This window comes from Pseudonocardia tropica, from assembly GCF_040105315.1.
Taxonomy (GTDB): Bacteria; Actinomycetota; Actinomycetes; order Mycobacteriales; family Pseudonocardiaceae; genus Pseudonocardia; species Pseudonocardia alni.
In genome coordinates, this window is sequence record NZ_JBEDNP010000006.1 from 63,290 (window position 1) to 89,965 (window position 26,676).

Genomic DNA, 26,676 nt, shown 5'->3' on the forward strand with positions numbered 1-26,676 from the left:
CGTGGACGGGTGACCGGTGACCATCACTTCGAGGTGGTGGCCTGGCGGGCGGACCGCAGGCTCACCCTCTACGTGCCGGGCATCGAGGCGTCGACCACCGTCGACGACCCTCGGGTGGCCGAGGACGCGGTCCGCGACCTGATCGCGGACCTCACCGGCGTCGACCGCGGCGTCATCACCTGCGACATCCGGCTCGGACGCCCCTGGCGGTCCGGGATCTGAGACCTCCCGTCACCGGGCCGGCGGCACCAGGATCGTCGCCGCCGCCGCGCAGACCGACTCGGTGAGCGCGTCGAGGACCGTGGTGCTGAGCTTCCAGTGCTGCCAGTACAGCGGGACGTCGAGGTGGCGTTCCGCGTCGAGCAGCACGATCCGCCCGGCGGCGTTCGCCTCGCGCGCCGGGCCGTCGGTGAACATGCCCCAACCCAGACCGGCGCGGATCGCCTCGTGGTAGCCGTCGGCGGCGGGCACCCGGTGCGCCGGGCCGGTGCACGGCCGGTGGGTGAGCCCGCGGACGAACCGGGTCTGCAACCGGTCCTTCGACCCGAAGTCGACCCGCGGGGCGAGCGGGAACGCCTCGGCCGGGTCCCGCCCGGCGAACCACCGGTCGTACACCGGCCGGGCGGCGACGGGCCGGTAGCGGGTCGCGCCCAGCGGCCGGACCGCGCAGCCCTGCACCGGCGCCGACGACGTCGTGACCGCCCCGACCACCGAGCCCTCGCGGAGCAGGGCCGCGGTGTACTCCTCGTCGTCGACGTGCAGGTCCAGCCGGACCCCGTGCCGCGCGGCCAGGGGGACCACCGCGGACAGGAACCAGTGGGTCACCGAGTCCGCGTTCACCGCGATCGGCAGGTGCGTGCCCGCGGTGTCGGCGCTGCCGAACCCGGCCTCGACCTCCCCCTCCAGCACCGCGATCTGACGGGCCAGCCGCAGCAGCGCGGCCCCCTCCTCGGTCGCGACGCACGGACGCGTGCGGCGCACCAGGATCCGGCGCGCCTGCCGTTCCAGGGCCTTGATCCGCTGGGACACCGCGGACGGCGTGATCGACAGCCGCGCGGCGGCGGCGTCGAAACCGCCCTCCTCCACCACGGCGCTCAGGGTGGCCAGCCGCTCCCGGTCGTACATGAAGCAACACTACAGTTCGTGACGTTCTTTCAGTTGCTGACGTGTTCCTGACGCGGTCGGCCTAGCGTCGGTGACGTGAGTGTGCTGGCGGGATTCGGGACGGGACTGTCGCTGATCGCGGCGATCGGGGCGCAGAACGCGTTCGTGCTGCGGCAGGGGCTGCGCCGTGAGCACGTCCCGGCGGTGGTGGTGTTCTGCGTGCTGGCCGACCTGGTGCTGGTGACCGCGGCGGTCGCGGGCGTCGGGCTGCTCGTCGACCGCGTACCGGGTCTGGTCGAGGTGGTGCGCCGGGGCGGGGTCGTGTGGCTGACCGGCTACGGCCTGCTGGCGCTGCGGCGCGCCGTCCGACCCGGTGCGCTCGACGCCGATCCCCACGGCTCGGCCCGGCCGCTCGTGCCCGTCCTGGGGAGCGCGGCGGCGCTCACCTTCCTGAACCCGCACATGATGCTGGACCTGCTGGTGCTCGGGTCGCTGGCCGCCGCGCACGGCGACGACGGCCGGTGGGCGTTCGGCGCCGGGGTGGTCGTGGCCAGCCTGACCTGGTTCTCCGGGCTCGGCTTCGGCGCGGCGCGGCTCGCGGGGCTCTTCGCCCGGCCCACGGCGTGGCGGGTGCTCGACGGCGTCGTCGCCGCGGTGATGCTCGGCCTGGCGGTCGCGCTGGCCGTCGGGTGAGGAGTGGGGGTACAACATCGTCCATGTCCGCCGAGTACGTGCCGGGGCGACCGCCCGCCGCGCTGCGCGGGCACGTGCTGCGCTACCTCGGCTACCGCGAGCACGCCGCCGCTCCCCTGCGTCGTCGCCAGCCGCCCTCCGCCGGGACCGCGCTGATCCTGGGGCTGCACCCGCTGACGCTGTCCGGGCCGGCCGTCGGGACCGGGTCGGCGGCCGCGTTCGTCGGCGGCCTGAGCGAAACATGGGTGCTCACCGAGTTCACCGGCCCGCAGGCCGGGGTGCAGGTGGACCTGACCCCGGCGGCGACCTACACGCTCCTCGGCGGGCGGGCGCTGCCCGGCGGTACGGTGCCCCGCCTCGACGAGCTCGACGACCCCCTGCTCGCCGCGCTGCCCGCCCGCCTGGCCGCCGAGCCGACCTGGGACGGCCGGTTCGCGCTGGTCAGCGCGCTGCTCGCGGACCGGCTGCTGGACGACCGGGCCCGCGTCCCCGCACCCGAGGTGCGCTACGCCTGGGACCGGCTCAGCGCGACCGCGGGCCGGGTCGGCGTCGCGGAGCTGGCCGCCGAGACCGGCTGGAGCCGCCGTCACCTGCAGTCCCGGTTCCGGACCCAGGTCGGTCTCGCGCCCGGCACCGTCCGGCGGGTGCTGCGCTTCGCGCGCGCCGCGGAGCTGGTCGGGGGCGGGCGGGCACCGCTCGCCGTGGTCGCCGCCGGCTGCGGCTACGCCGACCAGGCCCACCTCACCCGCGAGTTCCGGGCGCTCGCGGGGATCACGCCCGCCGCGTTCCGGGCCGAGCAGTTCCCATTGCTTCACGACGCGCCGCCGCGTCCCGGCCAGGATCGGGCGTCATGAGCATCCACCCCACCCTCCGCTACGACGACCCCCGCGCCGCGATCGCGTTCCTCACCACCGCGCTCGGCTTCCGGGAGGTCGCCGTCCACACCGGCGACGACGGCGCCGTCGCCCACGCCGAGCTCGCCTGGGACGACGGCGACGACACCGGCCTGCTCCTGATCGGACCGCGCCGGCCCGGGGGCGACCGCTTCGACACCGGCCGCGCCGTGATCTACCTGACCTGCGACGACCCGGACGCGGTGCACACCCGCGCGGCCGCCGCCGGCGCGGAGATCACCATGGGCCCGGTCGACCAGGACTACGGTTCGCGCGAGTGCGCCGTCGCCGACCCGGAGGGCAACACGTGGAGTGTGGGGACCTACCGGCCGTCCCCGGGGCGCCCGTGACCGCACGCCACCCGGACCCCGCCGACCCGCTGCCGTGGCTGCGGGAGATCTGCCTGTCCCTGCCCGAGGTGACCGAGAAGGTCAGCCACGGGTGGCCGTCGTGGTTCGTGCGGAGGATGTTCGTCTCCTACGCCGAGCACCACCACGGCCATCCCCATCTGGCGTTCTGGTGCGCCGCGCCGCCGGGCGTGCAGGCCGAGCTGGTCGCCGAGGACCCGGCCCGGTTCTTCCGGCCCGCCTACGTCGGCCACCGCGGCTGGCTCGGGGTGGTGCTCGACGGCACCGGCGCCGACGCCCCCGACCGCGACGAGATCACCGAGATCGTGACCGACGCGTGGCGCTGCGTCGCCCCGGCCCGGCTCCTCGACCGGCCGGGCGGCTGACTCGGGCCGCGGGGCCCGACCCGCGGACGGACCGGAGCAGCGCGGCGAACGCGTCCCGCACGGGATCGAACCCGTCGGCCGCTGTGCCCTGCACCGTGCCGGGTACGCCACCCACCCGTCCCGGCCGCACCGCCTCCGCCCGTTCCCCGGGATCGCCGGTTGTGGAGGATGACGCCCGCGTCGCGAACGGAGGGCTCCACGACCGGTGATCTTCCGGTGCCGGCCGGGCACCGCAGCCGGCCGGTGCCGGAGCAGGACGGACATCGGTCAGGCGTTCGCGCCGGTCACCGCCGAACCGGCCGGAGCCGGGGAGGTGCGCCCGGCGGCCGGGCCTGCGGCCTTCTGCGGGCGCCGGGCGCGCAGCCGCGCGAGCAGGCTCCCCTCGGGGCGTTCGGCCAGTGCCGAGGTGAACCGGTCGAGGAAGATCGCCACGATGACGACGGCGAGCCCGCCCTCGACGCCGGTGGCGATGTCGAGCTGGGTGACCGCGCTGACCACCGTCGTACCCAGCCCGTCGGCACCGGCGAGGCCCGCGACGACCACCATCGACAACGCCAGCATGATCACCTGGTTGACGCCGGCCATGATCGACGGCAGCGCCATCGGCAGCTGGACCTCGCGCAGGATCTGACGGGGGTGGGCCCCGAAGGCGTGTGCGGCCTCGACGACCTCGCCGTCGACTCCCCGGATGCCCAGCTCGGTGAGCCGGACCGCCGGCGCGATCGAGAAGACGATCGTCGCGACGACGCCCGGCACCACGCCGATCCCGAACAGCAGCACCACCGGGATCAGGTAGACGAACGCGGGAACGGTCTGCGCCAGGTCGAGCACCGGGCGCAGCGTCCGGCTCGCCGCCCGGCTGCGGGCGGCCCAGATGCCCAGCGGCACACCGATCGCCACCGCGATCAGCGCCGCGACGAGCACCAGGCCGAAGGTCTCCATCGTCTCGGTCCACAGGTCGAACGAGGACACGAGGAGGAAGCCGACCAGGGTGAACACGGCGAAACCGACCCCGCGCACGAGCAGCGCGAGCGCCACGAGCAGCACCAGCCAGACCCACCACACCGGCGTGGTGAAGACCGAGGTCACGGCCTCGACGACCGCGGTGATCGCGACCCCGATGGCGTCGAACACGACCCCGGCGTTCTGCAGCAGCCAGAGGATGAACGCCTCGACGTAGCTCCCGAACTCGAACCTGGGCATCAGGCGTTCCTCCCGTCGGCGGTGGCCTCGTCGTGGGTCGACAGGGCGGCGAGCACGGCGCCGCGCGGGACGACGCCGGTGAGCCGGCCGTCGTCGACCACCGCGAGCGGGACCGGGTTCCGTCCGACCTGGTGCAGCAGGTCGATGAGCGGCCGGTCCGGTTCGGTGGTGCGGTACTCCTCGACCAGGGCGGACCGGTCGATGCCGGTGGCGCCCCGTCCCGCGGCGTGGCCGAGCCAGTCGTCGCGGACGACGCCGAGGATGCGGTGGTCCTCGTCGACGACGTAGGCGCCGGTCGCCTCGGCCTTGCCGAGTCGCACGAGCACGTCGGCGGGGCGCTCGTCGAGGGTGACGGTGATGCGGGCCTCGCGGATGACGTCGGCGGCGGTGAGGACGCGGCTGCGGTCGACGTCGGAGACGAACTCGGCGACGTAGTCGTCGGCCGGGGACTCCAGGATCTCCGGTCCGGTGCCGACCTGGACCAGGCGGCCGTCCTTGAGCAGCAGGATGCGGTCGCCGAGCAGCATGGCCTCGTTGAGGTCGTGGGTGATGAACACGATGGTCTTCTTGAGGTCGCGCTGCAGGCGGACGAGCAGCTGCTGCATGTCGCGCCGGATCAGCGGGTCCAGCGCGGAGTAGGGCTCGTCCATCAGGAGCACGTCGGTGTCGCTGGCCAGCGCCCGGGCGAGTCCGACGCGTTGCTGCATGCCGCCCGAGAGCTGGCCGGGCAGGGCGTCGGCGCGCTCGCCGAGGCCGACCTGCTCGAGCGCCCACTCCGCCTTCTCCCGGCGGGTGCGGGCGTCGACGCCGCGGATCTGCAGTCCGTACTCGGCGTTCTGCCGGACGGTGCGGTGCGGCAGCAGCGCGAAGTGCTGGAACACCATCGCGATCCGCTCGTTGCGCAGGGTCCGCAGGTCGGCGTCGCCGAGGGAGCCGAGGTCGCGGCCGTCGACGGTGATGCTGCCCGAGGTCGGCTCGATGAGCCGGTTCAGCAGCCGGACCAGCGTCGACTTGCCCGATCCGGACAGGCCCATGATCACGAACAGCTCGCCGTCGGCGATGTCGAAGGACACGTCGTGCACGGCGAGGGTGGCGCCGGTGCGGCGTTGGATCCCGCTGCGCCCCTCGCCCTCCCCGGCGAGCCGGACGGCCTCGTCGGCCGCCCTGCCGTCGCCGAAGACCTTGGTCAGGTTCCGTACCTCGATCATGCTCCGGCTCCCACCCACTGGCGGACGCGGTCCGGGTGCGCGGCCACGTAGTCCCGCGCCACCACCTCCACGTCCTCGTTGTCCACGTCGACCCGCTGGAGCATCTGCTCGACATCGGCCAGCGGCAGCTCGAACCGGCGCAGCATCGCCGCGAAGCCGGGGCTGGTGCGCGCCAGGTCCGGGCTCGCCGCGGTCCAGGCCGAGTACGCCGGCATGGCGCAGGCGCCGTCGCCGGTGGTGTAGCAGTCCTCCCGAGCCGGGGTCGGCTCCGCCAGCTTGGTCAGCTGGAGCTCCTCGAAGATGTAGTGCGGGCGGTACAGGTAGACCAGGATCGGCTGGCGGCGCTCGTAGGCGCGGCGCAGCTCGGCGATCTGCGCGGCCTCGCTGGAGGTCACCTGTTCCAGGTCCAGCCGGTAGCCGGCGAGGCGCTTCGCGTTGTACTCGGTGGTGAGGAAGCTGGGGTCGGAGTCGACGAGCCGGTTGCCGAGGGCGTCGGCGTAGTCGTTCAGCTGGGTCACGCTGGTCAGCCCGGCCAGCGGCTGACCCGGCTCGACGGCGTAGCTGGGCACGTACCAGCCCTGCTCGGCGCCGGAGTAGGTCGGGTGCACCAGCTGGATCCGGTCCTCCGCCTTCGCGGCCAGCTCGGACTGGTTGGGCATCGCGACCTCGGAGAGGGCGTCGACGTCACCGCGCTGGGCACCTGCCCACGCGGTCGCGGGTCCGACCTGGATGGTCTTGAGCCGGCCGACGCCGAGCTCCGGGTGGGTCGCGACGACCTCACCGAGGATCGCGTTGGTCAGCTTCGCCGCGCTCCACGGGAACTGGGCGAGTCGGACCGTCGGACCGTCGGCCCCGGCGGACGCGCAGCCGGTCGCGGCCAGCAGCACCGCGAGCAGGGCTGTGACCAGGCGGACCGTCCTGGTCCGGGGTGCGTGAACGGGCGGATCGGCCACGGGGGCACGTCCTCTCGGGGGTCGTCGACACTCCGCGCCCCGGTCGGCTTCAGGACACGCGGCAGGCGTCAACGACAGGCGGACGACCACATCCGGCACAGGTCGACGTGCAGACGCGCCGTCAGCCGGAGGTCGGGGATCACGCGAGCGAGCCTCCACGACCGTTCCGGACGACGCAACAGCGAGCACTACGATCGTGATGTGCCTGCGACGTCGCTGCTGGAACTGGACGGCCTGCGCCACGAGTACTCCGACACCGGCGGCCCCGGCGACGGCCGCGCGCCCCTGCTGTTCCTGCACGAGGGGCTCGGCTCGGTGGGGCTGTGGCGCGGGTTCCACGAGCGGATCGCGGCCGCGGCCGGCCGCCGGGCGGTGGCCTACTCCCGGCTCGGGCACGGCCGCTCGGACCGGCCGCCCGCGCCGCGCGGCACGGAGTTCATGGCGATCGAGGCGACGACGACCGTCCCGGCCCTGTGCGCCGCGCTCGGGCTGGACCGGCCGGTCCTCGTCGGGCACTCCGACGGCGGCACCATCGCGCTGCTCGCCGCCGCGGCGATGGCGGTGAGCGGGGTGGTGGTGCTCGCCCCGCACGTGCTGACCGAGCGGTTCGCCCTCACCGCGATCCGGGCGGCCCGCACCGCGTTCGAGGACGGCGACCTGCGCACCCGGATGGCCCGCCACCACGACGACCCGGACGCCGCGTTCCGCGGGTGGAACGACATGTGGCTGGCCGAGGAGTTCACCTCCTGGGACGTCCGCGACGCGCTGGCCGGGATCACCGCCCCGGTGCTGGGCCTGCAGGGCGACGACGACCCCTACGGCAGCATCCTGCACGTGCGGGCGGTCCAGGAGCGGGCGTCCGGGCCGGTGACGGTGACCGGGCTGCCGTGCGGGCACGCGCCCCACCTGGAGCTGCCCGACGAGACCGCCGAGGCGATCACGACCTTCCTGCGCGACCTGCCTTGATCACGGGTTCGCGCGCGGAACCGCGGTGCGCGCGCGCCGCGACGCGCGCGCGGTCCGGTTCCGCGCGCGGACGCGTGATCATGGAGGTGGGGTGGCGGTCCAGGCGGTCCAGCGGGCGGGGGTCAGGGCCAGCACCGGGCCCTCGGGCGGCCGGGCGGCGTAGGGGGCGTACTTCCCGGACAGGGCCGCGACGGCGCGGTCGTGCAGGTCGCCGTCGTCGTGGATGGCGCAGGTGGCGTCCAGACGGACCCACCACAGCTGCGACCAGTCGTCGTCGTAGCGGTCGGCGAGCAGGGCCACCCGCGGGTCGGCCTCGATGTCGCGCAGCCGCGCGAGGCGGCGGTGCCGCTTGGGCTTGACGTCGTCGACGGCCGACACCACCAGCCCGTCGACGAGCGCGAAGGTGACCGGCACCAGGCGCGGGGTGCCGTCGGTGGCGCGGATCGTCGCGAGCCGCGCCACCCGCGCGCCGGTGAGCAGCGCGCGGGCGGCGGTCTCGTCGAGGGAGGGCACGGGGCTCAGGCCGCCGGGACGTCCACCCAGACGGCGAGCAGCTGCGCCAGGCGGGTGTCGCGGCGCTCGTGCTCGGCGAACCCGGGTGCGGTGCAGAGGAACAGGGTGCGGCCGTCGTCGCCGCCGAGTGCGCAGGCGTAGGTGCCGACCTGGCCGGTGGAGACCTCGCCGTCGACCAGCCCGCCGGGGCGGACCCGGATCGCCCGGTTGCCGATGGCGTCGGCGGCCCAGATCGCGCCCTCCGCGTCGGGGGCGGAGATCCCGTCCGGGGCGACGGCGAGCTCGGCGATGGCGTCGAACGGGTCCTCGGCGGCCGACGGCGGACCGAACAGCGCCCAGTCCCGGCGCGGGCCGAGCGTGCCGTCGTCGCCGACCGCGAAGGCGGACATCCGGTTGCCGAAGGTCTCGGCGACGACGAGGTCCCCACCGGACAGCGCGGGTCCGTTCGCGAAGTGCAGCGGCTCGCTCGCCACCGACACGGAACCGTCCGGCGCGACGCGCAGCAGCGGCGCGGCGGCGCGCGGGGCGCCGTTCATCAGGTCGAAGCCGAAGCTGCCCACCCAGAGGCCACCGCCGTCGTCGACGACCATGTCGTTGAGCACGTGCTCGGCGTGGCCGGACAGGTCGGCGTGGGTGGCGAGCGTGCCGTCGGTCTCGCGGCGCAGGATCCGCCGGTCGCGCATGGACACGATCAGCAGCCTGCCGTCGGGCAGCCAGCCCAGGCCGGAGGGCTGCTGGGGCACCTCGGCCTCGGTGCGCAGGTCCGATCCGTCGGCGCGGGCCGAGAGCACCCGGTGGGTGTAGAAGTCGCTGACCCAGATCCTCCCGTCGTGCCAGCGTGGGCCCTCGAGGAACGACATGTCCGACAACACCGTCGACAGCTCCGTCATGGCGGTCAGTCTGGCCTCCCGGGAATCGGGGCGCCAGCGCGGTCGTTGACCGTGCAACAACCACCGACCGTGGAGGTCCCGATGCCCGCCGTGTCCGTCGCCGACGTCAGCGCCCTGCCCCGCGTGCCCGTCCCGGGCCCGACCGACCTGGACCGGGGCGTCCGCAGCGTCACCACCGCCCCGCGCGGATACGAGGGCGAGGGCTTCCCGGTCCGCCGCGCCTTCTCCGGCGTGGACCTGCGCGACCTCGACCCGTTCCTGCACATGGACCAGATGGGCGAGGTCGAGTACGCCCCGGGCGAGCCGAAGGGGACCTCGTGGCACCCGCACCGCGGTTTCGAGACCGTCACCTACATCATCGACGGGACCTTCGAGCACGGTGACAGCCACGGCGGCGGCGGGACGATCACCGACGGCGACACCCAGTGGATGACCGCGGGCTCGGGCCTGCTGCACATCGAGCGTCCGCCGGAGTCGCTGGTGCGCAGCGGCGGACTGCTCCACGGCCTGCAGCTGTGGGTGAACCTCCCGCGCGCGGACAAGTGGCTGCCGCCGAAGTACCAGGACCTGCGCGGCGGCGAGGCCGCCCTGGTCACCACCCCCGACGGCGGCGCGCTGCTGCGGGTGATCGCCGGCGACGTGGCGGGCGCGTCCGGACCGGGCTCGACCCGCACCCCGATGGCGATGGTGCACGCGACCGTCTCCCCCGGCGCACAGCTGCGGCTGCCGTGGCCGCGGCCCTACAACGCGCTGGTCTACGTGCTGAGCGGGTCCGGCACCGTCGGTGCGGACCGGCGCCCGGTACGCACCGGCCGGCTCGCGGTGTTCGGCCCCGGGGACCTGATCACCGTCGAGGGCGGCACGGGGCAGGAGTCCCGTCACCCGTCGCTGGACGTCGTGGTGCTGGGCGGGCAGCCCATCCGCGAGCCCGTCGCGTGGGCGGGCCCGTTCGTGATGAACACCCGCGAGGAGGTGCGGCAGGCGTTCGAGGACTACCAGCGCGGCCGCCTCGGTGTGGTGCCGTCGGACCACGTGCCGCACGGCTCCCTACCCGGCTCGTTCAACTGAGGGGTTGAATACGAACCCTCCCGGCGCTACGGTGTATTCAACCGAGAGGTTGAACGAGGAGGCGACGTGGAGGACCGGCTGAACCGGGTCTTCGCCGCACTGGCGGACCCGATCCGGCGCGACATGGTGGCCCGGCTGGCGACGGCCGACGCGACCGTGAACGAGCTGGCCGAGCCCTACGACGTCTCCGTACAGGCCGTCTCCAAGCACATCCGGGTGCTGGAGGACGCGGGGCTGGTCCGGCGCAGCCGGCAGGCCCAGCGCCGTCCGGTGCACCTCGAGGCGGAGGTCTTCGACCTGATGACGGCCTGGATCGAGCGGTACCGGCGGCAGGTGGAGGAGCGCTACGCGCGCCTCGACGACGTGCTCGCCGACGAGACCGCACCCACCGAGCACGAGGAGACGGCATGAGCACCACCGGCACCCGCGGCACGACCATCGACACCGTCGACGGCCTGCCCACCATCCGCATCACCCGCGAGTTCGACGCCCCGCCGGAGCGGGTCTTCGACGCCCACGTCGACGAGGACAAGGTCGTACGCTGGCTGGGTCCGCGCGGGCTGACGATGACCGTGAACCGCTGGGACGCCGCGACCGGCGGCGGCTACCGCTACACCCACGCCGACGAGGGCAACGAGTACCGTTTCTTCGGCTCGTTCCACGAGGTCCGGGCCCCGGAGCGGATCGTGCAGACCTTCACCTACGAGGGCTTCGGCGACAGCGTCTGCCTGGAGACGATGACCCTGACCCCGCTGCCCGGCGGGCGGACCCGGCTGGTCGCGGAGTCGCTGTACGAATCGTTCGCCGCCCGCGACGCGATGCTCGCCTCGGGCATGGACGTCGGGGTGAACGAGGGCTACGAGCAGCTCGACGAGCTGCTCGCCGAGCGGGCGCCCTCCCGGTAGGCCGCCGGAGTCAGGCCCGTCGCGCGTTCGAACACCTGCCCGAAGTGGGACGGCCCGCGGAACCCCCGCCGCGACCCCCGCATGCGCAGCGCGCGGAATGCCCGGTCCGCGACGAGGGCGGCTGGACCTGCGACGAGTCCCCGCAGGAGCTCGGCACCCGGTTCCAGCTGCCCGAGCAGTTCGAGCACCGGCGCGAGGAGATCTTCGCCGGGCTGGAACCGATCGAGGGCTGATGGCCACCCGGGGGGATCCGGAGGCGCCGCGGGTCGTGCTCGCCCTGCACGGGCGGGGCCGCGACCCCGACGACGTGCGGACCACCGCGGCCCGGTTCGGGGAGGTGCCCGCACGGTTCGTCGCCCCGGCCGCGCCGGGCGGCAGCTGGTACCCGAAGCCGTTCCTGGAGCCGCTCGACGAGAACCGCGACGCGCTGCTGCGCGCCCTGGGCGTCGTCGACGACGAGCTGGCCCGGCTCGCCGACGCCGGTGTCGGCCGGGACCGGGTGGTGCTGTGGGGGTTCTCCCAGGGCGCCTGCCTGGCCGCGCACCACCTGCTGGTGCGCGACCCGCGCCCGTGCGCGCGGGACTGGTGCTGTTCACCGGCGGGTGCGTCGGTCCGGACCCGGTCCCGGCGCCGCCGGCCCGGGGCACCGGCCCCGACCCCGGCGATCCTGCGGTCGGTCGCGCACGACCCGTGGGTACCCGCCCACCGGGTGCAGGAGACGGCGTCGCTGCTGCTCGCCGGGGGTGCGCGGGTGGACCTGCGGATCGCCCCGGCGACGAGCACGTGATCACCGACGAGGCGTGCGCGGCCGCGGCCGGGCTCCTGCGCGCGGTCGCTGTCGGGGGTCGGGCCTAGATTCGGGGGCGTGTTCGTCGTCCACGCCCTGCACTCCCCCACCCGGGGCGTCCTGCTGTGGGCGGAGGACGGCGAGCGCACCCCCCGCACCGACCGCCGGTCGCTGCGCACGGCCCGGCCACACCCGTTCGCGGTGCCGTCGGACGAGCTGGCCGCGATCCATCCGGGCAAGCCGGCGTCGGTGACGGTGCTGCTGCCCTCGCACCCGTCGGGCCCGCAGGACTCCCCCGGCCTGGTCCGGTCCCGGCCGCGCACCCGGAGCCGGGGCGCGCCGACGCTCGCGCCGTGGACGGTGCCCGCGGTCGCCGTCGACCCCTCCGAGCTGACCGACCCCTCCGACGAGGTCCGCTACGGCGCCGGGTTCACCCACCTCGCCGACCTCGCCCGGCTCGCCGAGGAGCTCGCGGCGCGCGGCCGGGTGCTGCCGGTGCTGCTCACCGAGTCCGGCCGGCCCGCGGCGCGCTGGCGCCCGGTCGTCCAGGGTCTCGACGCGGTCGCCCGCGCCGACCTGGTGCGGCGGCTGCCCCCGGTCGCGCGGGCCGAGCAGCGCCGCCCCGGCGACGTCGCCGGACAGGACCCGGACACCCTGGTCGACGCCGCGCTCGCCCGGTTCACCGACGCCGCGGTCCGCGACCGGCTGGGGCGCAGCGCCGCGATGCCCGTCCCGCTGCCCGCCCGCGCGGACGCCCCGGCGGCGCTGCTGCACGCGCTGACCGGCCCGTCGGCGGACCTGCCCGCGGTCGGCGCCGGCCTGCGGGTGCTGCGCGAGGCACTGGCCGTGTGGGACGACGTCGGCCGCGAGCAGCCCGGCGCCGCGACCGCGCTGTTCCGGCTCGCCGAGGTCGCCACGCTGCACGACCCGGCCGACCCCGGCCCGGACCTCGACGACCAGACCGGCGACGGCACCCGATGGGAGCTCCGGTTCGCGCTGCGCTCCACCGAGGACCCGAGCCTGGTGTTCGACGCGGCCGGCGTGTGGGCCGGGGAGGCCGACGCCCTGGTCTCCGGTGCGCAGGACGTGCTGCTGGCCGAGCTGGGGCGGGCCGCGCAGGTGCTGCCCGGGCTGGTGCCCGCACTGCGCCGGGCCCGCCCGACCGGGCTCGAGCTCGACGTCACCGGCGCCCACCGGTTCCTCACCCGGGACGCACCCGCGCTGCTGTCGGCCGGGTTCGGGGTGGCGCTGCCGCGCGGCTGGGACGGGCGCCGCCCGCTGGGGCTACGGCTGTCGGCGTCGTCGGCCCCGGCGCCGGGGGTGATCACCCGCGGCGGGCTGGGCCGTGACGAGCTGGCGGAGTTCCGCTGGTCGCTCGCCGTCGGCGACGAGGAGCTGGGCGAGTCCGAGATCGCCGCGCTGGTGGCGGCGAAGGCGCCGCTGGTCCGGCTGCGCGGGCGCTGGGTCGCGGTCGACGCCCAGGCGCTGGCCCAGGGGCTGGACTTCCTGCGCCGCCACCGGGACCGGCCGCCCACCGTCGGCGAGGTGCTGGCCGCGGCGCGTGGCGACGCGGGCGCCCCGCTGCCGGTGACCGACGTGTCCGCCCGTGGGCACCTCGGGGCGCTGCTGGAGGGCACCGCCGAGCGGACGCTGACGCCGGTGCCGTCGCCGCCGGGGTTCACCGCGACGCTGCGCCCCTACCAGGAGCGCGGGGTGGCGTGGCTGGCGTTCCTGTCGTCGCTGGGGCTGGGGGCGTGCCTGGCGGACGACATGGGGCTGGGCAAGACCGTCCAGCTGCTGGCCCTGGAGGCCCACGACCGGTCCGGCGGGCCGACCGGCGCCCCGACGCTCATCGTGTGCCCGATGTCGATGGTCGGCACCTGGCAGCGGGAGGCCGCGACGTTCGCACCCGGCCTGCGGGTGCACGCCCACCACGGGGCCACCCGCCCGCGCGGTGAGGCCCTGCACGCCCGGCTGGGCGAGGCCGACCTCGTCGTCACCACCTACGCGACCGCGACCCGCGACGCCGAGGACCTGCGGGCGTGGCGGTTCCACCGCCTCGTCCTCGACGAGGCCCAGATGATCAAGAACGCGCACGCGGCGGCGTCGCGCACGATGCGGTCGTTCGACGCGGCCCACCGGGTCGCGCTGACCGGCACCCCGATGGAGAACCGGCTGGCCGAGCTGTGGTCGGTGATGGACTTCCTCAACCCGGGCGTGCTCGGGGTGCCGGAGGTGTTCCGGCAGCGGTTCGCGGTGCCGATCGAGCGCCACCGCGACGCCGGGACGGCCCGCACGCTGCGCCGGATCACCCGGCCCTACCTGCTGCGGCGGGTCAAGACCGACCCCACGGTGATCGACGACCTCCCGGAGAAGATCGAGATCGTGGCCGACCACCGGCTCACCCGGGAGCAGGCGTCGCTGTACCGGACCGTCGTCGACGACATGATGGAGAAGATCGAGGGCAGCGACGGCATCGAGCGCCGCGGCAACGTGCTGGCCGCGATGAGCAAGCTCAAGCAGGTCTGCAACCACCCCGCGCAGCTGCTGCACGACGGGTCCCCGGTCCACCGCAGCGGCGGTCGGCACCGCTCGGGCAAGGTCGCCCGGCTGGAGGAGATCCTGGAGCCGGTGCTCGCCGCCGGGGACCGGGCGCTGCTGTTCACCCAGTACACCGAGTTCGCCGCGATGCTGCGCCCGCACCTGTCGGCGCGGTTCGACACCGAGGTGCTCTACCTGCACGGCGGCACCCCGAAGAAGCGGCGCGACGAGATGGTCGCCCGGTTCCAGTCCGGGGAGGGTCCGTCGCTGTTCCTGCTGTCGCTGCGCGCGGGCGGCACCGGGCTCACGCTCACCGCGGCGAACCACGTGATCCACCTGGACCGGTGGTGGAACCCGGCGGTGGAGGACCAGGCCACCGACCGGGCGTTCCGGATCGGGCAGCGGCGCGCGGTGCAGGTGCGCCGGTTCGTGTGCCCGGGCACGGTCGAGGAGCGGATCGAGGATCTGGTCACGGCGAAGCGGTCGCTGTCGGACATGGTGGTGACCGGCGGTGAGGACTGGCTGACGTCGCTGTCGACCTCCGAGCTGCGTGCGGTGTTCGCGCTCGGCTCGGACGCGGTGGCCGACCCCGACGAGGAGACGGGCGACGCCGATGAGTGACCGGCCGTTCTGGGCGCAGGAGGACTTCACCGGTGGGCCGCCGCGCCGTGTCGAGGGCGGGATCCGGATCCACGCGTCGACGGGCGCCGTCGCCCGGACCTGGTGGTCGGCACGGTTCCTCGCGGTGCTGGAGCAGCTCGGCGTCGGCGGGCGGCTCTCGCGTGGCCGCAGCTACGCCCGGTCGGGTCAGATCGTCTCCCTCGACGTCGACGCGGGCGCCGTGGTCGCGCTGGTGCAGGGCACCCGGCCGCAGCCGTACCGCGTCCGGATCGGGCTGCGGGTCTGGGACAAGACGCAGTGGCGGCGCGTGGAGCAGGCCCTCGCCGCCGACGCCTGGTACACCGCGGCCCTGCTGTCGGGGACCGTGCCCCCGGAGATCGAGGAGCTGCTCGACGGCCTGGAGCTGTCGTTGTTCCCGGCCGCGGGCGCCGACCTGTCGCAGGACTGCTCGTGCCCGGACCACACGGTGCCGTGCAAGCACCTGGCCGCGGTGTTCTACGTGCTGGCCGAGCGCTGCGACACCGACCCGTTCACCCTGCTCACGCTGCGCGGACGCGACCGGGACGCGCTGCTGGAGCGGTTGCGGGCCGAGCGCGACAGCGCCGCCGGCCCGTCCGCACCGGTCGGGCCGGCGCCGCTGGCGGACCTGTTGCAGAGCTTCTGGGAGGGCGCGGCAGGGTCCGCTCCCCCGCGGCCGCCGGACACCGAGCCGGGTGCGGTGCTGGACCAGGTGCCCGAGCCGTCGCTGCGGGCGGACGGCGGGCGACTGACCGACGCGTTGCGGCCGGTGTACCGGGCGCTGGCCCACCCGGACGTGTGAAAGGTCGGGTAGACCCGACTCATGTCGGGTAGAGTTGTCTCATGGGCAGGCTCTCCGCCGACGTGCGATCCGACGTCGCCACCGCGCGGCGCCGGGCGGGCCTGACACAGAGACGGCTGGGCGAGCTGGTCGGCGTGAGTCGCCAGACCGTGGTCGAGATCGAGGCGGGCGGGTACAACCCGTCGACGGCGGTCGCGCTACGGCTGGCGGTGGCACTCGACACCCCGGTGGAGCAGCTGTTCGCGCTGCCCACCGCGGAGGCCGACGGGATCCGCGCCCGGCGTGACGCACCGCAGACGGGAGGCCGGGATGCGTAGTCCGTGGACGGCCCTGCGCAAGGCGCAGGAGCGGATCAGGAACGAGACCGACGAGCGCGCGGAGCTGGTGCTGCTGCGACGCCGCTGCCTGGAGCTGCAGGTGGTCGTGATCGTCGGGGCGGTCGGCGCGCTCGTCGTACTGGGGCGCCCGCTCGGACTGCGGGACGCCCCCGGGGCGACCTGGTCCGGTGCGGTGCTCGGACTGGTCATGGCCGTGCTCGTCGCGTGGCTGGTCGCGCGGGCCGTCGGCCGGCAGCGGTACGGGACGCACGTCACGCCCGAGCGCGACCGCGCGGAGACCCTCCGCACGCTGCTGATGCTGCCGCTGCTCGTGGTCGCCGCCGGGGCCGCCCACTGGTGGGTGGGCGGCGACCTCGCCGGCACGGGGCTCTACGTCGTGCTGCTCGCCGTCGCCATGACTGCGGGCCTGGGCCTGCGCCTGCGGTCGATCCGGGAGCCCGGCCCGAGCGAGGACTGATCGGACATGTGTGAGGGCCCGGTCGCCGTGGTCGAGCGACCGGGCCCTCGTCCCGAACTGACGCGCCGCTCCCACCACGAAGCGACACGTGAAACTTAGCCAAGGCTTACCTACGCTGTCAAGCCGTGGCGGGGAGCGGACCTCCCGGACGTTCCGTGAACCGGTCGACGGTTCGACCGCACGGCCGCCGGGAACCGTGGAGAGCCGGGACGCGACCGAGAGCCTCGACCGGGCCGTCGGCGCGTTCCGCGGAACCGGGACGCGACACCGTCCCGGAACGCGGGACGGCCCGGCCGCCGTGGTCGATGCGGCCGGGCCGTGTCTCCCGAACTGACGCGCCGCTCCCACCACGAAGCGACTCGTGAAAGTTAGCCTAGGCTTACCTCAAGCGTCAAGGGCGGCACGGGAATCCGGGAGGACTCAGCCGGCGACGGGCTGGGCGCGGGCCGGGTCGAGGCGGCCGGTGGCCCCGGCGTGGCGCTCGAACCAGATCGTCGTCAGCGGCGGGATGCTCGCGAGCAGGCCGATCACGATGGTGCGCAGGTCCCAGCGGAACAGCCGCGCGGTCCACAGCGTGACGAGCACGTAGGCGACGAACAGCGCCCCGTGGATCGGCCCCATGACCTGCACCCCGACCTCGGTGGAGGCCAGGACCCACTTGACGAACATGCCGATCAGCAGGCCGGTCCAGGACAGCGCCTCGGCGATCGCCACGGCACGGAAGACCTTGGCGACGAGGGACGGGTCGTTCATGACGGGTGCTTCCTCCAGGCGGACGGGACGTCGGAATCCACTCTGCCGTATCCCCCGCATCACCTTCTACCGGGTGTCGAAAGACACGCGGTGCGATGAGTCGGCGCGTCGCGAACGGTCGGAGCAGGCAGGGCCCCGCGACCGTGGGGCACCGACCCGACCGGAGGTGGCATCCGTGCTCGATCTCGCCCCGACCGCCCGCGCCGTCGCCGACGCCGTCGCCGGTGTCCGCGACGACCAGCTCCACGACCCGACCCCCTGCGACGACATGACCGTCGCCGCCCTGCTCGACCACCTGCACGGTCTGGCGTGGGCGTTCCGGGTCGCGGCGCAGAAGTCCCCCGAGGCCGCGGGTACCGCGCCGAGCGCCGACGCCGCGCACCTCGTCGCGGACTGGCGCACCGCGATCCCGGCCCGGCTCACCGCGCTGGCCGAGGCCTGGCGCGAGCCGGCCGCCTGGGAGGGGTTCACCGCGGCGGGTGGGATGGACCTGCCCGCCGACGTCGCCGGGGTCATCGCCCTCGACGAGCTGGTCCTGCACGGCTGGGACCTCGCCGTCGCGACCGGTCGCCCGTTCACCCCCGACGACGACGCCGTCGCCGCCGTCCTGGAGTTCACCACCGCGATGTCCGCACCCGGGGAGGAGGCGTCACGGGCGGGCCTGTTCGGGCCGGTCGTCGCCGTCGGGGACGACGCACCGCCGTTCCACCGGGCGCTCGGCAACAGCGGTCGCGACCCGCGCCGGGGCCGTTGACGCGAGGTAGCGTCGACCGGCGTGGTGACCTCCCCGCACGGCAAGGTCCGCATCGGCGTCGGCTCGGTGGGGCTGCGCGCCACCGACCCCGGCTCGGAGTTCGACGAGTTCGTCGACGCCCTCGAACGCGCGCGCATCGACTCGCTGTGGCTGCCCGACCTCGTCTCCGCCCCCGGCGTCGACGCGCTGGTCGGCACCACCTGGGCGGCCGCCCGGACCCGGACGCTCAAGGTCGGCACCGGCGTCACGATCCTGCCCGGTCGCAACCCGATGCTGCTCGCGGCCGAGCTCGCGTCGCTGGCGGTGCTGGCGCCGAAGCGGATCCTGCCCGCGTTCGGCATCCGGGCGGCGACGCCGTCGGAGCGCCAGCTGTTCCCCGTCCCCGGCACCCGGGCCGCGGTGTTCGAGGAGTCCCTCGTGGTGCTGCGACGGCTGCTGTCCGAGGAGTCGGTGACCCACCACGGCGAGTTCTTCACCCTCGACGACGCGACGGTCGCTCCGCGCCCGGCCCGCCCGCTCGACCTGTGGCTGGGCGGGCGCGCGGAGGTCGGGCTGCGCCGGGTCGGCCGGCTCGCCGACGGCTGGCTGGGCAGCTTCCTCACCCCCCACGAGTCCGCCCGCGCCCGCACCGTCATCGAGGCCGCCGCCCGCGACGCCGGCCGGGCGATCGACGACGACCACTACGGCACCAACGTCACCGTCGTGCTGCCCGGCGACGGGTCCGGCGCCGCGGCCGACCACGCGCTGCACCGGGCCGCCCAGCAGCGGCCCGACGCCGACCCGGAGCAGCTGGTCGCCCGCGGCTGGGACGGCGCCGCCGAGCAGATCCGCCGCCACGTCGAGGGCGGGCTGACGAAGTTCGTGGTGCGCCCCGCCGCTCCGGCGCAGGACTGGGCCCGGTTCCTCGACGAGTTCGTCGCCGAGCTGGGGCCACTCGAGTCGGACTGAATGTTCCCGAACGGGTGACCGATCACCTACGGTGAGTGAGTGGTCGACTCCCCGCACGGCACGGTCCGCATCGGTCTCGGCCTCGTCGGGGCCCGCGACCTGCCCACCTTCGCCGACGAGTTCGACGAGCTGCTCCACGCCCTCGACGCCTCCGCGGTCGACTCGCTGTGGCTGGCCGACATCGCGTCGAAGTCGGTGGTCGACCCGATGGTCGGCAGCGCCTGGGCGGCGGCGCGCACCCGCACCCTCAAGGTCGGCACCGGCGTCACGGTGCTGCCCGGGCGCAACCCGATGCTGCTCGCCTCCGAGCTCGCGTCGCTGGCGGTGCTCGCGCCCCGGCGGATCCTGCCGGTGTTCGGGCTGCAGGCCGCCCAGCCCTGCGACCGGCAGCTGCACCCCGTACCGGGCCGGCGCGCCGCGGTGTTCGAGGAGTCCCTCGTCGTGCTGCGCCGGCTGCTCACCGAGGACTCGGTGACCCACCACGGCGAGTTCTTCACCCTCGACGACGCCGCCGTCCTCCCCCGCCCGGCCGCCCCGCTCGACCTGTGGCTGGGCGGACGCGCCGACGCCGGGCTCCGGCGCGCCGGACGGCTCGCCGACGGCTGGCTCGCCAGCTTCCTCACCCCCGCCGAGACCGCCCGGGCCCGCGGGATCATCGAGACCGCCGCCCGCGACGCCGGCCGCACGATCGACGACGACCACTACGGCACCAACCTGTGGGTCGCCCCGCCCGGCGCGGACCCCGCCCACGCCCGGGCGCCGGCCGCGGCCCAGCGCCCGGACGTCGACTGGCGCGACATCGTCGGCGACGGCTGGGGCGGCGTCGCCGAGCTGGTCCGCCGGCACGCCGACGGCGGCCTCACCAAGTTCGTGGTGCGCCCGACCGGGCCGGTGGCGGACTGGCCGGGGTTCCTCGACCGGTTCACCAGCGAGCTCGGGCCGCTGCAGTCCGGCTGAGCACCGGCCTGCGGCGCCCGGGTCAGGACGACACGTCGACCCCGCGCCCCGGCCACGGCGAGACCACCCGCGATCATGCGGCCGATGCCGCCGGTGACCACGGCCACCCCGCCGCGGACGCCGAACAGTTCGGTGATCGTGCCGCACGCTCACCGCCGAGCTGGCACGCTCTCAGCCATGACCCGTTCCCGCGACCGCGACGGCCGGGGCCGCGCCCGCAACGCCCGCCCCCGCGACGCCGCCGGGCGTCCGCTCCCGCACGGCGCACCCGGCGTCGAGCGGGTGCCCGAGGACCTGGTGCTCTCCCCCGCCGAGGCCGTCACCGAGGCCCAGCGCCTGCTCGACTCGGGCCTGCCGTTCAACGCCCACGAGATCCTCGAGGGCGCCTGGAAGGACGCCGGCGACGACACCCGCGACCTGTGGCGGGCGCTGGCGCAGCTCGCGGTCGGGCTGACCCACGCCCAGCGCGGCAACGCCCGCGGCGCGGTGTCGCTGCTGCGTCGCGGCGCGGAGGGCGTCCGGCTGTGGCGGGTGCTCGACGTCGCCGTCCCGGCCGGTCTGGACCTCGACGGCCTGGTCACGCACGCGGACGCCCTCGCCGACGACGTCGAACGGGACGGCGCCGGTGCCGTCACGACGGCACGGCTCGCCCCACGGCTGCGGGGCGCCCGGCCGGGGGCCTGAGCGCCGGGGAGTCCGACGCCACCCCGCGACGTCCGTGACTCCGGTGCCGCCGCCGGGCCACCATGGCCCCGTGCCCACCCAGACCGCGCCGGCCGGAGTCCGCTGACGGTGCCCGCCCGCCCCACCCCCCGGTCCTGGCCGCGCGCGCTCCTGCGCGAGGCCCGGTCCCTGCCCACGCTGCTGCTGCTCGCGCTGATCGCCGTCGTCGGTGTCCCGCTGGTGATCCTGCTGACGCCGGAGAACCACGTCGAGGTGTTCGGCCAGGACGTCGGCGTCGGCGCCCGGGTCCCGCCGCTGACCCTGTCCGGGCCCGCGCAGATCGCCCAGCTCGGCAACGCCGAGTTCGACCTCACGACCGTGCAGGTGTGGGGCCCGATCCGGCCGCGGCTGTCGATCGGGCCGTTGAAGCGGCCCGCCGACAACGGCCCCGTCCTGGGCCCGCACACCGTCGACGGAGCCGGCGACGCGGTCCGCGACCTCGGTGAGGGGTTCACGACCTGGTACCTGTGGGGCGCCGCGGGCATCGTGCTGGTCGCGCTGCTGGGCAGCGGCCTGATGGCGACCGCGCGGCTGCTGCTGGCGCTGCGCCGGACCCGCACCCGCCGGTACCGGCCGGTGCACTGGGACGACCTGGCCGGGCCGATCGGGCGGATGACCGTCGTCGCGGTGACCGCGTCGGTGCTGCTGTGGGCGGGCGCCGGGGTCGCCGCGCTGCACGGCACCCTCACCGGTCTGGGGAGGGTCACCTCGCTGACCGACCTGGTCGGGGCGGCGACGGTCACCCCCTCACCGGTCGGGCCCGCGGTCACCGGCGTCGCGGGCGCGGTGGTCGGGGACTCCCGGGCGGCCCGGATCGGCGGCCCGCCGCTGCGGCAGGACGACGGCACCGTCACCTCCGAGGACCGCGCCTGCGGGCGCAGCACCGACTCCACCGCCGCGGAGCTGGCCCGGCTGCGCGGCGAGGACGTCCTGAACCTGGCCTGCGCCGGGGCGGGCGTCGCGACCGGGCTGCGCGGGCCGCAGCCGCGCGAGGGCGTCACCGTCGACCCGCAGGTCGGGCGGCTCAAGCAGGTCCGCAACCTGCAGTGGGTGGTCGTCGCGGTCGGCCCGAACGACCTGGCCTGGTCGGACTTCCTGCTGTACTGCTACGGCCTGGCCAGCTGCGACGACCGGCTCTCCGACGGCGAGTTCGAGTCCCGCCTCGCCGGGTTCGCCCGCGACGTCGGCGCCCTGTTCACCGACCTCGACGCGCTCCCGGGGCGACCGCGGGTGGTGGTCACCCTGTCCTACGACCCGTTCCCGGCCCGGTTCGACCCGACGTGCGCGGACATGCGCGGCCCGGCCGGCACCCCGGGTCTGGACCAGGCCAAGCTCGATCTGCTCGCGGAGCGGAACCGCCGCCTCAACGACGTGCTGGCCGACGGCGCCGCCCGCTTCGGGTTCAGCACCGCCGCGCCCGCCCTGGCGCCGCTGTGCGACCCGGACCGCGACCGGATGCCGCCGGACGTCATGGGGCTCGCCACCCCCGACCCGTTCCACCCGACGGCGGTCGGCTCGCTGCGGATCGCGGCGTCGGCGGCGACGGCGCTGGCCGGCCCGCGCCCCACCGGGACGCCGTGACCCCGCCGCCGGGTCGCTCAGGCGTCGGCGTCGCGCAGCACCCGCAGCGCGTTGCGGTGGGCCAGCTTCGCCAGGTCCTCCGCGCTCCACCCGCGGTCGGCGAGCGCGTCGAGCAGCCGCGGGTAGGTGGAGACGTCGGAGAGCTCCTCGGGCAGCGCGCTGGTGCCGTCGAAGTCGCCGCCGATGCCGACGTGGTCGATCCCGGCGGCCTCGCGCAGGTGCTCGACGTGCGCGACGACGTCGGCCAGCGTCGCGCGCGGCGCGGGCGGCCCGTCCCAGGTCGCGGCGAACCGGTCGCGGGCGGCGAGGTCGCGGTGGTCGAGCCCGGCGGCGGTCATCGCCTCGCCGAGACGGGTGTCCCGGTCGGTGACCGCGCCGGAGACGAAGCGCGGCACGAACGTCGCCATGACCACGCCGCCGTTGCCGGGCAGGGCCTCCAGCACGTCGTCGGGGACGTTGCGCGGGTGGTCGGTGACGGCGCGGGCGCCGGAGTGGGTGAACAGCACCGGCCGGGTGGTGACGGCGAGGGCCTGGTGCATCGTCGCCGGCGCGACGTGCGAGAGGTCGACGATCATGCCGATGCGGTTCATCTCGGCGACGACCCCGCGGCCGAACTCCGACAGCCCGTCGTGGCGGGGCGTGTCGGTGGCCGAGTCGGCCCAGTTGTTGTTCAGGTTGTGGGTCAGGGTCAGGTAGCGGACCCCGAGGCCGCGCAGGACCCGCAGCACGGCGAGGGAGTCGGCGATGCAGTGCCCGCCCTCGGCCCCCATCAGGGAGGCGACGCGCCCGGAGCCGACGACGGCGTCGACGTCGTCGGCGGTGTCGGCGAACGCCAGGGCGTCCGGGTGGGCGGCGAGCAGCCGCCGCACCCGGTCCACCTGGTCGAGCACCGCGGTGACGGCCTCGTCGTGGCCCAGCTCGCCGGGCACGTAGACCGACCAGAACTGGGCGCCGACCCCGCCGGCCCGCAGCCGCGGGAGGTCGGTGTGCAGCCGCGGGTCCCCGGCGGCGACGTCCGGCTCGCGGGCCGGGTCGCCGCCGGAGAGCTCGCGCAGCGCCCAGGGCAGGTCGTTGTGTCCGTCGAGTACGTAGACCATGCCCCGGAGCCTGCCAGGGCCCTGTAGCGGGTGACGCCCCTGACGTCCCTGCCCGCGCGCATGTCCTCGTCGGCCGCCGCGACCTGGTCCGGGAGGTGGGTGGGCGTGACCAGCTCGGTGACGACGACGGCGCCCGCCTCGTGCGGTATCTCGACCGTCGCCGGTGGCGACGTGGTCGTCGGAGTGTTCGGTCTCCGGACCGTGTCGCTAACGGGGGAGCCGCCGCCAGACGGCGCGGGGCAGCAGCCGCAGCCCGAGGAACAGCAGCCGCAGGGTGCCGGGCACCCAGACGTCGGCGTTGCCGCGCCCGCGCCGCACCGCCCGCACCGTCGCGTCGGCGACCTGCGCGGGCGTCGACGACAGCGGCGCCGGGCTCATCCCCTCGGTCATCCGGCCGACGACGAACCCCGGGCGGATCAGGACCAGCCGCACCCCGGTCCCGTGCAGCGCGTCGGCCAGGCCGGAGGCGAACCCGTCGAGCCCGGCCTTGGCGCTGCCGTAGACGTAGTTGGCACGCCGCACCCGCACGCCGGCCACCGAGGAGTAGACGACCAGCGTCCCGCTCCCCTGCGCGCGCAGCACCCGGGCCAGCTCGGTGAGCAGGTGCACCTGGGCGAGGTAGTCGGTGTGCACGATCGCGGCGGCGTGCGCGGCGTCGGTCTCGGCACGGGCCTGGTCGCCGAGGATCCCGAACGCGACGACGGCGACGTCGATCCGCCCGTGGCGCGCCGTCACCTCGTCGAGCAGCGGGCGGTGGCCGGTGAGGTCGTCGGCGTCGAAGGCGACGGTGTCCACCGCGGCTCCCGCGGCCCGGACCCGGGCCGCCTCCGCGGTCAGCGCACCGGGGCGGCGCGCGGCCAGCACGACCGTGCCGGTGTCCCCGGCGGCGAGCCGTTCGGCGACCTCCAGCCCGATCTCGCTGCGACCACCCAGGACCAGGACCGTGCGCTCCGAACCACCCACACGGTGCAGCCTCCCACCCGGTGGCGGACCATCGTCGCCATGGGGTCGGACGGGGAAGCCGGTGCGGTGTACGACTCGGTGCTCGACGCGGTCGGGGCCACCCCGCTGGTCCGGCTGCGCCGCATCGTGCCCGAGGGGTCGGCGCAGGTCTGGGTCAAGACCGAGTGGACCAGCCCGGGCGGCTCGGTGAAGGACCGCGCCGCGCTGGCGATGGTGCTCGACGCCGAGGAGTCCGGGGCGCTGCGCCCGGGCGGCACGATCGTCGAGGGCACCTCGGGCAACACCGGCATCGGCCTGGCGATGGTCGCCGCCGCCCGCGGCTACCGGGCGGTGTTCGTGGTGCCGGACCGGACCACCGCCGAGAAGCAGGCGCTGCTGCGTGCCTACGGCGCCGAGGTCGTCCGCACGCCGGGACTGGTGCCCCAGGACGACCCGCGGCACGTGCGACGGCTGGCCGGCCGGATCGCCGCCGGGACCCCGGGCGGCTGGCTCGCCGACCAGTACGACAACCCGGCCAACCCGGGCGTGCACGAGCGGACGACCGGCCCGGAGATCTGGGCGCAGACCGGCGGCCGGGTCACCCACCTCGTCGCGGGGGTGGGGACCGGCGGCACCCTCACCGGCGCCGGCCGGTACCTGCGCCGGCACGGCGTCACCGTCGTCGCGGCGGACCCGTGGACCTACCGCTACGGCGGCGGCGACGGCAGCCCGTACCACGTCGAGGCCGTCGGCCACTACCTGCACCCGCTGACCGGCACCGACACCTGGCCGCGGGTCTACGACCCGGCGGTGCACGACCGCGTCGAGCGGATCGGCGACGGCGACTCGCTGCGCACGGTGCGCAGCCTCGCCCGGTCCGAGGGGCTGCTGGTCGGCGGCTCGTCGGGGACGGCGGTGGCCGCGGCGCTGCGCGTGGCCGCCGAGGCCGGGCCGGACGCGGTGGTCGTCGCGGTGCTGCCCGACTCCGGGCGGATCTACCTGTCGACGTACTTCGACGACGACTGGCTGACCCGCCGCGGGTTCCTCGACGCCGTCGCCGGGCCGCGGGTGCGCGACACGGTCGGCCCGTACGCGCCGGGGCTGCTCGTCGCCCCGGCCACGACGACCGTCGCCGCGCTGCTCGCGGCCCTGGACCGGGCGGGCCCCGGCGGCGCGGTTCCGGTGGTACTGCCGCGCGAGACCGACGCCGTGACCTGGTCGGCGCCGGACGTCATCGGCAGCGTCCGGCCCGCCGACCTGGTGGGGCTGCGCCCCGACGAGCGGGTCGGGGCGCACGCCGGTCCCCCGCCCGCGACGGTCGGCCACGGCGAGTCCACCGCGGCCGCGGCCGCGCGCCTCGACGCCGCCGCCGTCGGGCGGCACGACGCCGTCCTGGTGCTGGTCGACGGCCGTGCGGTCACCCAGGTGCGGCGCGACCGGCTCGGCGGCCGCCCCGCCTGAGGACGGTGTGGGTCCACTCACACCGGGCCGGGTGGGAATGGGCGGGGACGGCGTCGTCGTTGTCTGCTGGCACGGGGCGCGCCCGCCGCGTCCGGGAAGGGGACCGTCGTGGACCTCCTGCTGCACCACGGGCTGACCGCGTTCGGGCAGTTCGTGTCGTGGGCCGAGCTCGTCGGGCAGATCGGCGCCATCGCCGTGGTGTTCCTGGCCCGCCGGCGCAGCCTCGCGACCTGGCCGGTGCAGATGGCGGCCTGCGTGCTGCTGTTCACCGTCTACGCCTCGGCGCACCTGGGCGGGCTGGCGTTCCGGCAGGTCATCGTGCTCGCCATCTCGGTGTTCGGGCTCGTCGCGTGGCTGCGCAGGCGCGACCCGGTCTACGGCCTCGCGGTGCGCCGGGCGAGCACCGCGCAGCGGCTCGGGCTGGTCGGGCTGCTCGTCGGCGGCACCGTCGTGATGGCGCTGGTCCTCGAGGCCCTCGACGCCAGCTGGGCGCCCTGGCCGGACGCCGCGATCTTCGTCGGCACCGCGGTCGCGTTCCTCGCCCAGGGGCTGCGGTTCATCGAGTTCTGGGTGATCTGGCTGCTGGTCGACGCCGTCGGCGTACCGCTGCAGCTGGCCTCGGGGCTGTGGTTCTCCGCCGCGGTCTACGTCGTGTTCGCCGGGCTGGTCGTGCACGGCTGGTGGAGCTGGGCGCGGGCCCGGCGCACCCTGGTGGCCGCGCAGCGGGAGCCGTCGCGGGTGGCCTGAGCGGCCACGGGATACTGCCC

At 75.6% G+C, this 26,676-nt stretch carries 31 protein-coding genes; 22 read left to right on the forward strand and 9 right to left on the reverse strand.

Translation table 11 applies throughout. From position 1 onward, the window contains the following. Window positions 1-9 precede the first annotated feature (9 nt). Complete coding sequence (locus tag WHI96_RS11860; RefSeq protein WP_073574628.1) at window positions 10-222, forward strand: hypothetical protein; 213 nt, start codon at window positions 10-12, stop codon at window positions 220-222. Between the two features lie 9 nt (window positions 223-231). Here the strand turns inward: WHI96_RS11860 and WHI96_RS11865 are convergent, their stop codons facing one another. Continuing rightward, window positions 232-1,125 (reverse strand): LysR family transcriptional regulator ArgP, encoded by an 894-nt coding sequence (locus tag WHI96_RS11865; RefSeq protein ID WP_345654562.1) that lies wholly within the window; start codon window positions 1,123-1,125, stop codon window positions 232-234. A gap of 75 nt (window positions 1,126-1,200) precedes the next feature. Between WHI96_RS11865 and WHI96_RS11870 the strand changes: the two genes are divergently transcribed. From WHI96_RS11870 to WHI96_RS11885, 4 genes are read left to right on the forward strand one after another with little or no spacing between them, the layout of a single operon-like run. Further along, window positions 1,201-1,797: a LysE/ArgO family amino acid transporter gene (locus WHI96_RS11870; protein WP_345654565.1), complete on the forward strand. Its 597-nt coding sequence runs from the start codon at window positions 1,201-1,203 to the stop codon at window positions 1,795-1,797. 23 nt (window positions 1,798-1,820) lie between these two features. Further along, entirely contained in the window at window positions 1,821-2,651 is an 831-nt protein-coding gene (locus tag WHI96_RS11875; RefSeq protein ID WP_345654568.1) for a helix-turn-helix domain-containing protein, read from the forward strand. Then, on the forward strand, window positions 2,648-3,040 hold the full coding sequence (locus tag WHI96_RS11880; protein ID WP_345654571.1) for a VOC family protein: 393 nt from the start codon (window positions 2,648-2,650) through the stop codon (window positions 3,038-3,040). The genes WHI96_RS11875 and WHI96_RS11880 overlap by 4 nt, the downstream gene beginning before the upstream one ends. Continuing rightward, a complete protein-coding gene (locus tag WHI96_RS11885; protein WP_345654574.1) occupies window positions 3,037-3,423 on the forward strand; it encodes an MmcQ/YjbR family DNA-binding protein in 387 nt (128 codons plus the stop codon). Before WHI96_RS11880 ends, WHI96_RS11885 begins: the two co-directional genes overlap by 4 nt. A gap of 267 nt (window positions 3,424-3,690) precedes the next feature. On the opposite strand, the gene WHI96_RS11890 is transcribed toward WHI96_RS11885, so the two are convergent. Genes WHI96_RS11890 through WHI96_RS11900 form a run of 3 tightly spaced genes read right to left on the reverse strand, consistent with a single transcriptional unit; the run spans window position 3,691 to window position 6,787 of the window. Continuing rightward, on the reverse strand, window positions 3,691-4,626 hold the full coding sequence (locus WHI96_RS11890; protein WP_345654577.1) for an ABC transporter permease: 936 nt from the start codon (window positions 4,624-4,626) through the stop codon (window positions 3,691-3,693). Next, window positions 4,626-5,834, reverse strand: coding sequence for a quaternary amine ABC transporter ATP-binding protein (locus WHI96_RS11895; protein ID WP_345654579.1), 1,209 nt, complete (start codon window positions 5,832-5,834; stop codon window positions 4,626-4,628). The genes WHI96_RS11890 and WHI96_RS11895 overlap by 1 nt, the downstream gene beginning before the upstream one ends. Next, window positions 5,831-6,787 (reverse strand): glycine betaine ABC transporter substrate-binding protein, encoded by a 957-nt coding sequence (locus WHI96_RS11900; RefSeq protein WP_345654581.1) that lies wholly within the window; start codon window positions 6,785-6,787, stop codon window positions 5,831-5,833. Before WHI96_RS11900 ends, WHI96_RS11895 begins: the two co-directional genes overlap by 4 nt. A 201-nt stretch (window positions 6,788-6,988) precedes the next feature. Here WHI96_RS11900 and WHI96_RS11905 point away from each other — a divergent pair, with 201 nt between their 5' ends. Then, a complete protein-coding gene (locus WHI96_RS11905) occupies window positions 6,989-7,753 on the forward strand; it encodes an alpha/beta fold hydrolase (protein WP_345654584.1) in 765 nt (254 codons plus the stop codon). Window positions 7,754-7,831: 78 nt separating this feature from the next. Here WHI96_RS11905 and WHI96_RS11910 read toward each other — a convergent pair whose 3' ends face one another. Both WHI96_RS11910 and WHI96_RS11915 read right to left on the reverse strand, forming a co-directional pair. Continuing rightward, complete coding sequence (locus tag WHI96_RS11910; RefSeq protein WP_345654587.1) at window positions 7,832-8,266, reverse strand: TIGR03668 family PPOX class F420-dependent oxidoreductase; 435 nt, start codon at window positions 8,264-8,266, stop codon at window positions 7,832-7,834. Window positions 8,267-8,271: 5 nt separating this feature from the next. Further along, a complete protein-coding gene (locus tag WHI96_RS11915) occupies window positions 8,272-9,156 on the reverse strand; it encodes an SMP-30/gluconolactonase/LRE family protein (protein WP_345654589.1) in 885 nt (294 codons plus the stop codon). Between the two features lie 81 nt (window positions 9,157-9,237). On the opposite strand from WHI96_RS11915, the gene WHI96_RS11920 reads away from it, so the two are divergent. The 9 genes from WHI96_RS11920 (at window position 9,238) to WHI96_RS11960 (ending at window position 16,693) form a co-directional block, all read left to right on the forward strand. Beyond that, window positions 9,238-10,224, forward strand: a complete 987-nt coding sequence (locus WHI96_RS11920; RefSeq protein WP_345654592.1) for a pirin family protein — start codon at window positions 9,238-9,240, stop codon at window positions 10,222-10,224. A gap of 66 nt (window positions 10,225-10,290) precedes the next feature. Continuing rightward, window positions 10,291-10,635, forward strand: a complete 345-nt coding sequence (locus WHI96_RS11925) for an ArsR/SmtB family transcription factor (protein WP_345654594.1) — start codon at window positions 10,291-10,293, stop codon at window positions 10,633-10,635. Beyond that, window positions 10,632-11,129 carry an SRPBCC family protein gene (locus WHI96_RS11930; RefSeq protein WP_345654597.1) on the forward strand — a complete coding sequence of 166 codons (498 nt, stop codon included), beginning with the start codon at window positions 10,632-10,634 and terminating at the stop codon, window positions 11,127-11,129. The genes WHI96_RS11925 and WHI96_RS11930 overlap by 4 nt, the downstream gene beginning before the upstream one ends. Window positions 11,130-11,173: 44 nt before the next feature. Then, window positions 11,174-11,362, forward strand: coding sequence for a VOC family protein (locus WHI96_RS11935; RefSeq protein ID WP_345654600.1), 189 nt, complete (start codon window positions 11,174-11,176; stop codon window positions 11,360-11,362). Continuing rightward, complete coding sequence (locus WHI96_RS11940; RefSeq protein ID WP_345654603.1) at window positions 11,362-11,916, forward strand: alpha/beta hydrolase; 555 nt, start codon at window positions 11,362-11,364, stop codon at window positions 11,914-11,916. The genes WHI96_RS11935 and WHI96_RS11940 overlap by 1 nt, the downstream gene beginning before the upstream one ends. 78 nt (window positions 11,917-11,994) lie before the next feature. Next, the gene (locus WHI96_RS11945; protein WP_345654606.1) at window positions 11,995-15,078 is read left to right on the forward strand and encodes an SNF2-related protein; all 3,084 of its coding nucleotides are present in this window, start codon (window positions 11,995-11,997) and stop codon (window positions 15,076-15,078) included. Further along, window positions 15,071-15,898 carry an SWIM zinc finger family protein gene (locus WHI96_RS11950; protein ID WP_345654609.1) on the forward strand — a complete coding sequence of 276 codons (828 nt, stop codon included), beginning with the start codon at window positions 15,071-15,073 and terminating at the stop codon, window positions 15,896-15,898. The genes WHI96_RS11945 and WHI96_RS11950 overlap by 8 nt, the downstream gene beginning before the upstream one ends. Window positions 15,899-15,939: 41 nt before the next feature. Continuing rightward, window positions 15,940-16,215 carry a helix-turn-helix transcriptional regulator gene (locus WHI96_RS11955; protein ID WP_345654612.1) on the forward strand — a complete coding sequence of 92 codons (276 nt, stop codon included), beginning with the start codon at window positions 15,940-15,942 and terminating at the stop codon, window positions 16,213-16,215. Further along, window positions 16,208-16,693 (forward strand): hypothetical protein, encoded by a 486-nt coding sequence (locus WHI96_RS11960; protein ID WP_345654615.1) that lies wholly within the window; start codon window positions 16,208-16,210, stop codon window positions 16,691-16,693. The genes WHI96_RS11955 and WHI96_RS11960 overlap by 8 nt, the downstream gene beginning before the upstream one ends. A 420-nt stretch (window positions 16,694-17,113) precedes the next feature. Here WHI96_RS11960 and WHI96_RS11965 read toward each other — a convergent pair whose 3' ends face one another. Next, on the reverse strand, window positions 17,114-17,446 hold the full coding sequence (locus WHI96_RS11965) for a DUF3817 domain-containing protein (RefSeq protein WP_345654618.1): 333 nt from the start codon (window positions 17,444-17,446) through the stop codon (window positions 17,114-17,116). A gap of 175 nt (window positions 17,447-17,621) precedes the next feature. On the opposite strand from WHI96_RS11965, the gene WHI96_RS11970 reads away from it, so the two are divergent. The 5 genes from WHI96_RS11970 (at window position 17,622) to WHI96_RS11990 (ending at window position 22,409) form a co-directional block, all read left to right on the forward strand. Beyond that, a complete protein-coding gene (locus tag WHI96_RS11970) occupies window positions 17,622-18,200 on the forward strand; it encodes a TIGR03086 family metal-binding protein (RefSeq protein ID WP_345654621.1) in 579 nt (192 codons plus the stop codon). A 21-nt stretch (window positions 18,201-18,221) separates the two neighbouring features. After that, window positions 18,222-19,148, forward strand: a complete 927-nt coding sequence (locus WHI96_RS11975; protein ID WP_345654623.1) for a TIGR03854 family LLM class F420-dependent oxidoreductase — start codon at window positions 18,222-18,224, stop codon at window positions 19,146-19,148. Window positions 19,149-19,187: 39 nt separating this feature from the next. Continuing rightward, window positions 19,188-20,105, forward strand: coding sequence for a TIGR03854 family LLM class F420-dependent oxidoreductase (locus WHI96_RS11980; RefSeq protein WP_345654626.1), 918 nt, complete (start codon window positions 19,188-19,190; stop codon window positions 20,103-20,105). Between the two features lie 177 nt (window positions 20,106-20,282). After that, on the forward strand, window positions 20,283-20,789 hold the full coding sequence (locus WHI96_RS11985) for a DUF309 domain-containing protein (RefSeq protein WP_345654629.1): 507 nt from the start codon (window positions 20,283-20,285) through the stop codon (window positions 20,787-20,789). A gap of 108 nt (window positions 20,790-20,897) precedes the next feature. Then, window positions 20,898-22,409, forward strand: a complete 1,512-nt coding sequence (locus tag WHI96_RS11990) for an SGNH/GDSL hydrolase family protein (RefSeq protein ID WP_345654632.1) — start codon at window positions 20,898-20,900, stop codon at window positions 22,407-22,409. Window positions 22,410-22,426: 17 nt separating this feature from the next. Here WHI96_RS11990 and WHI96_RS11995 read toward each other — a convergent pair whose 3' ends face one another. Both WHI96_RS11995 and dprE2 read right to left on the reverse strand, forming a co-directional pair. Further along, on the reverse strand, window positions 22,427-23,506 hold the full coding sequence (locus tag WHI96_RS11995) for a dipeptidase (RefSeq protein WP_345654634.1): 1,080 nt from the start codon (window positions 23,504-23,506) through the stop codon (window positions 22,427-22,429). 207 nt (window positions 23,507-23,713) lie between these two features. Next, on the reverse strand, window positions 23,714-24,469 hold the full coding sequence (dprE2, locus tag WHI96_RS12000) for a decaprenylphospho-beta-D-erythro-pentofuranosid-2-ulose 2-reductase (RefSeq protein ID WP_345654637.1): 756 nt from the start codon (window positions 24,467-24,469) through the stop codon (window positions 23,714-23,716). A 39-nt stretch (window positions 24,470-24,508) separates the two neighbouring features. On the opposite strand from dprE2, the gene WHI96_RS12005 reads away from it, so the two are divergent. Then, window positions 24,509-25,909 carry a PLP-dependent cysteine synthase family protein gene (locus WHI96_RS12005; protein ID WP_345654640.1) on the forward strand — a complete coding sequence of 467 codons (1,401 nt, stop codon included), beginning with the start codon at window positions 24,509-24,511 and terminating at the stop codon, window positions 25,907-25,909. 108 nt (window positions 25,910-26,017) lie between these two features. After that, window positions 26,018-26,656, forward strand: coding sequence for a nicotinamide mononucleotide transporter family protein (locus tag WHI96_RS12010; RefSeq protein ID WP_345654643.1), 639 nt, complete (start codon window positions 26,018-26,020; stop codon window positions 26,654-26,656). The last annotated feature ends 20 nt before the right edge of the window (window positions 26,657-26,676 follow it).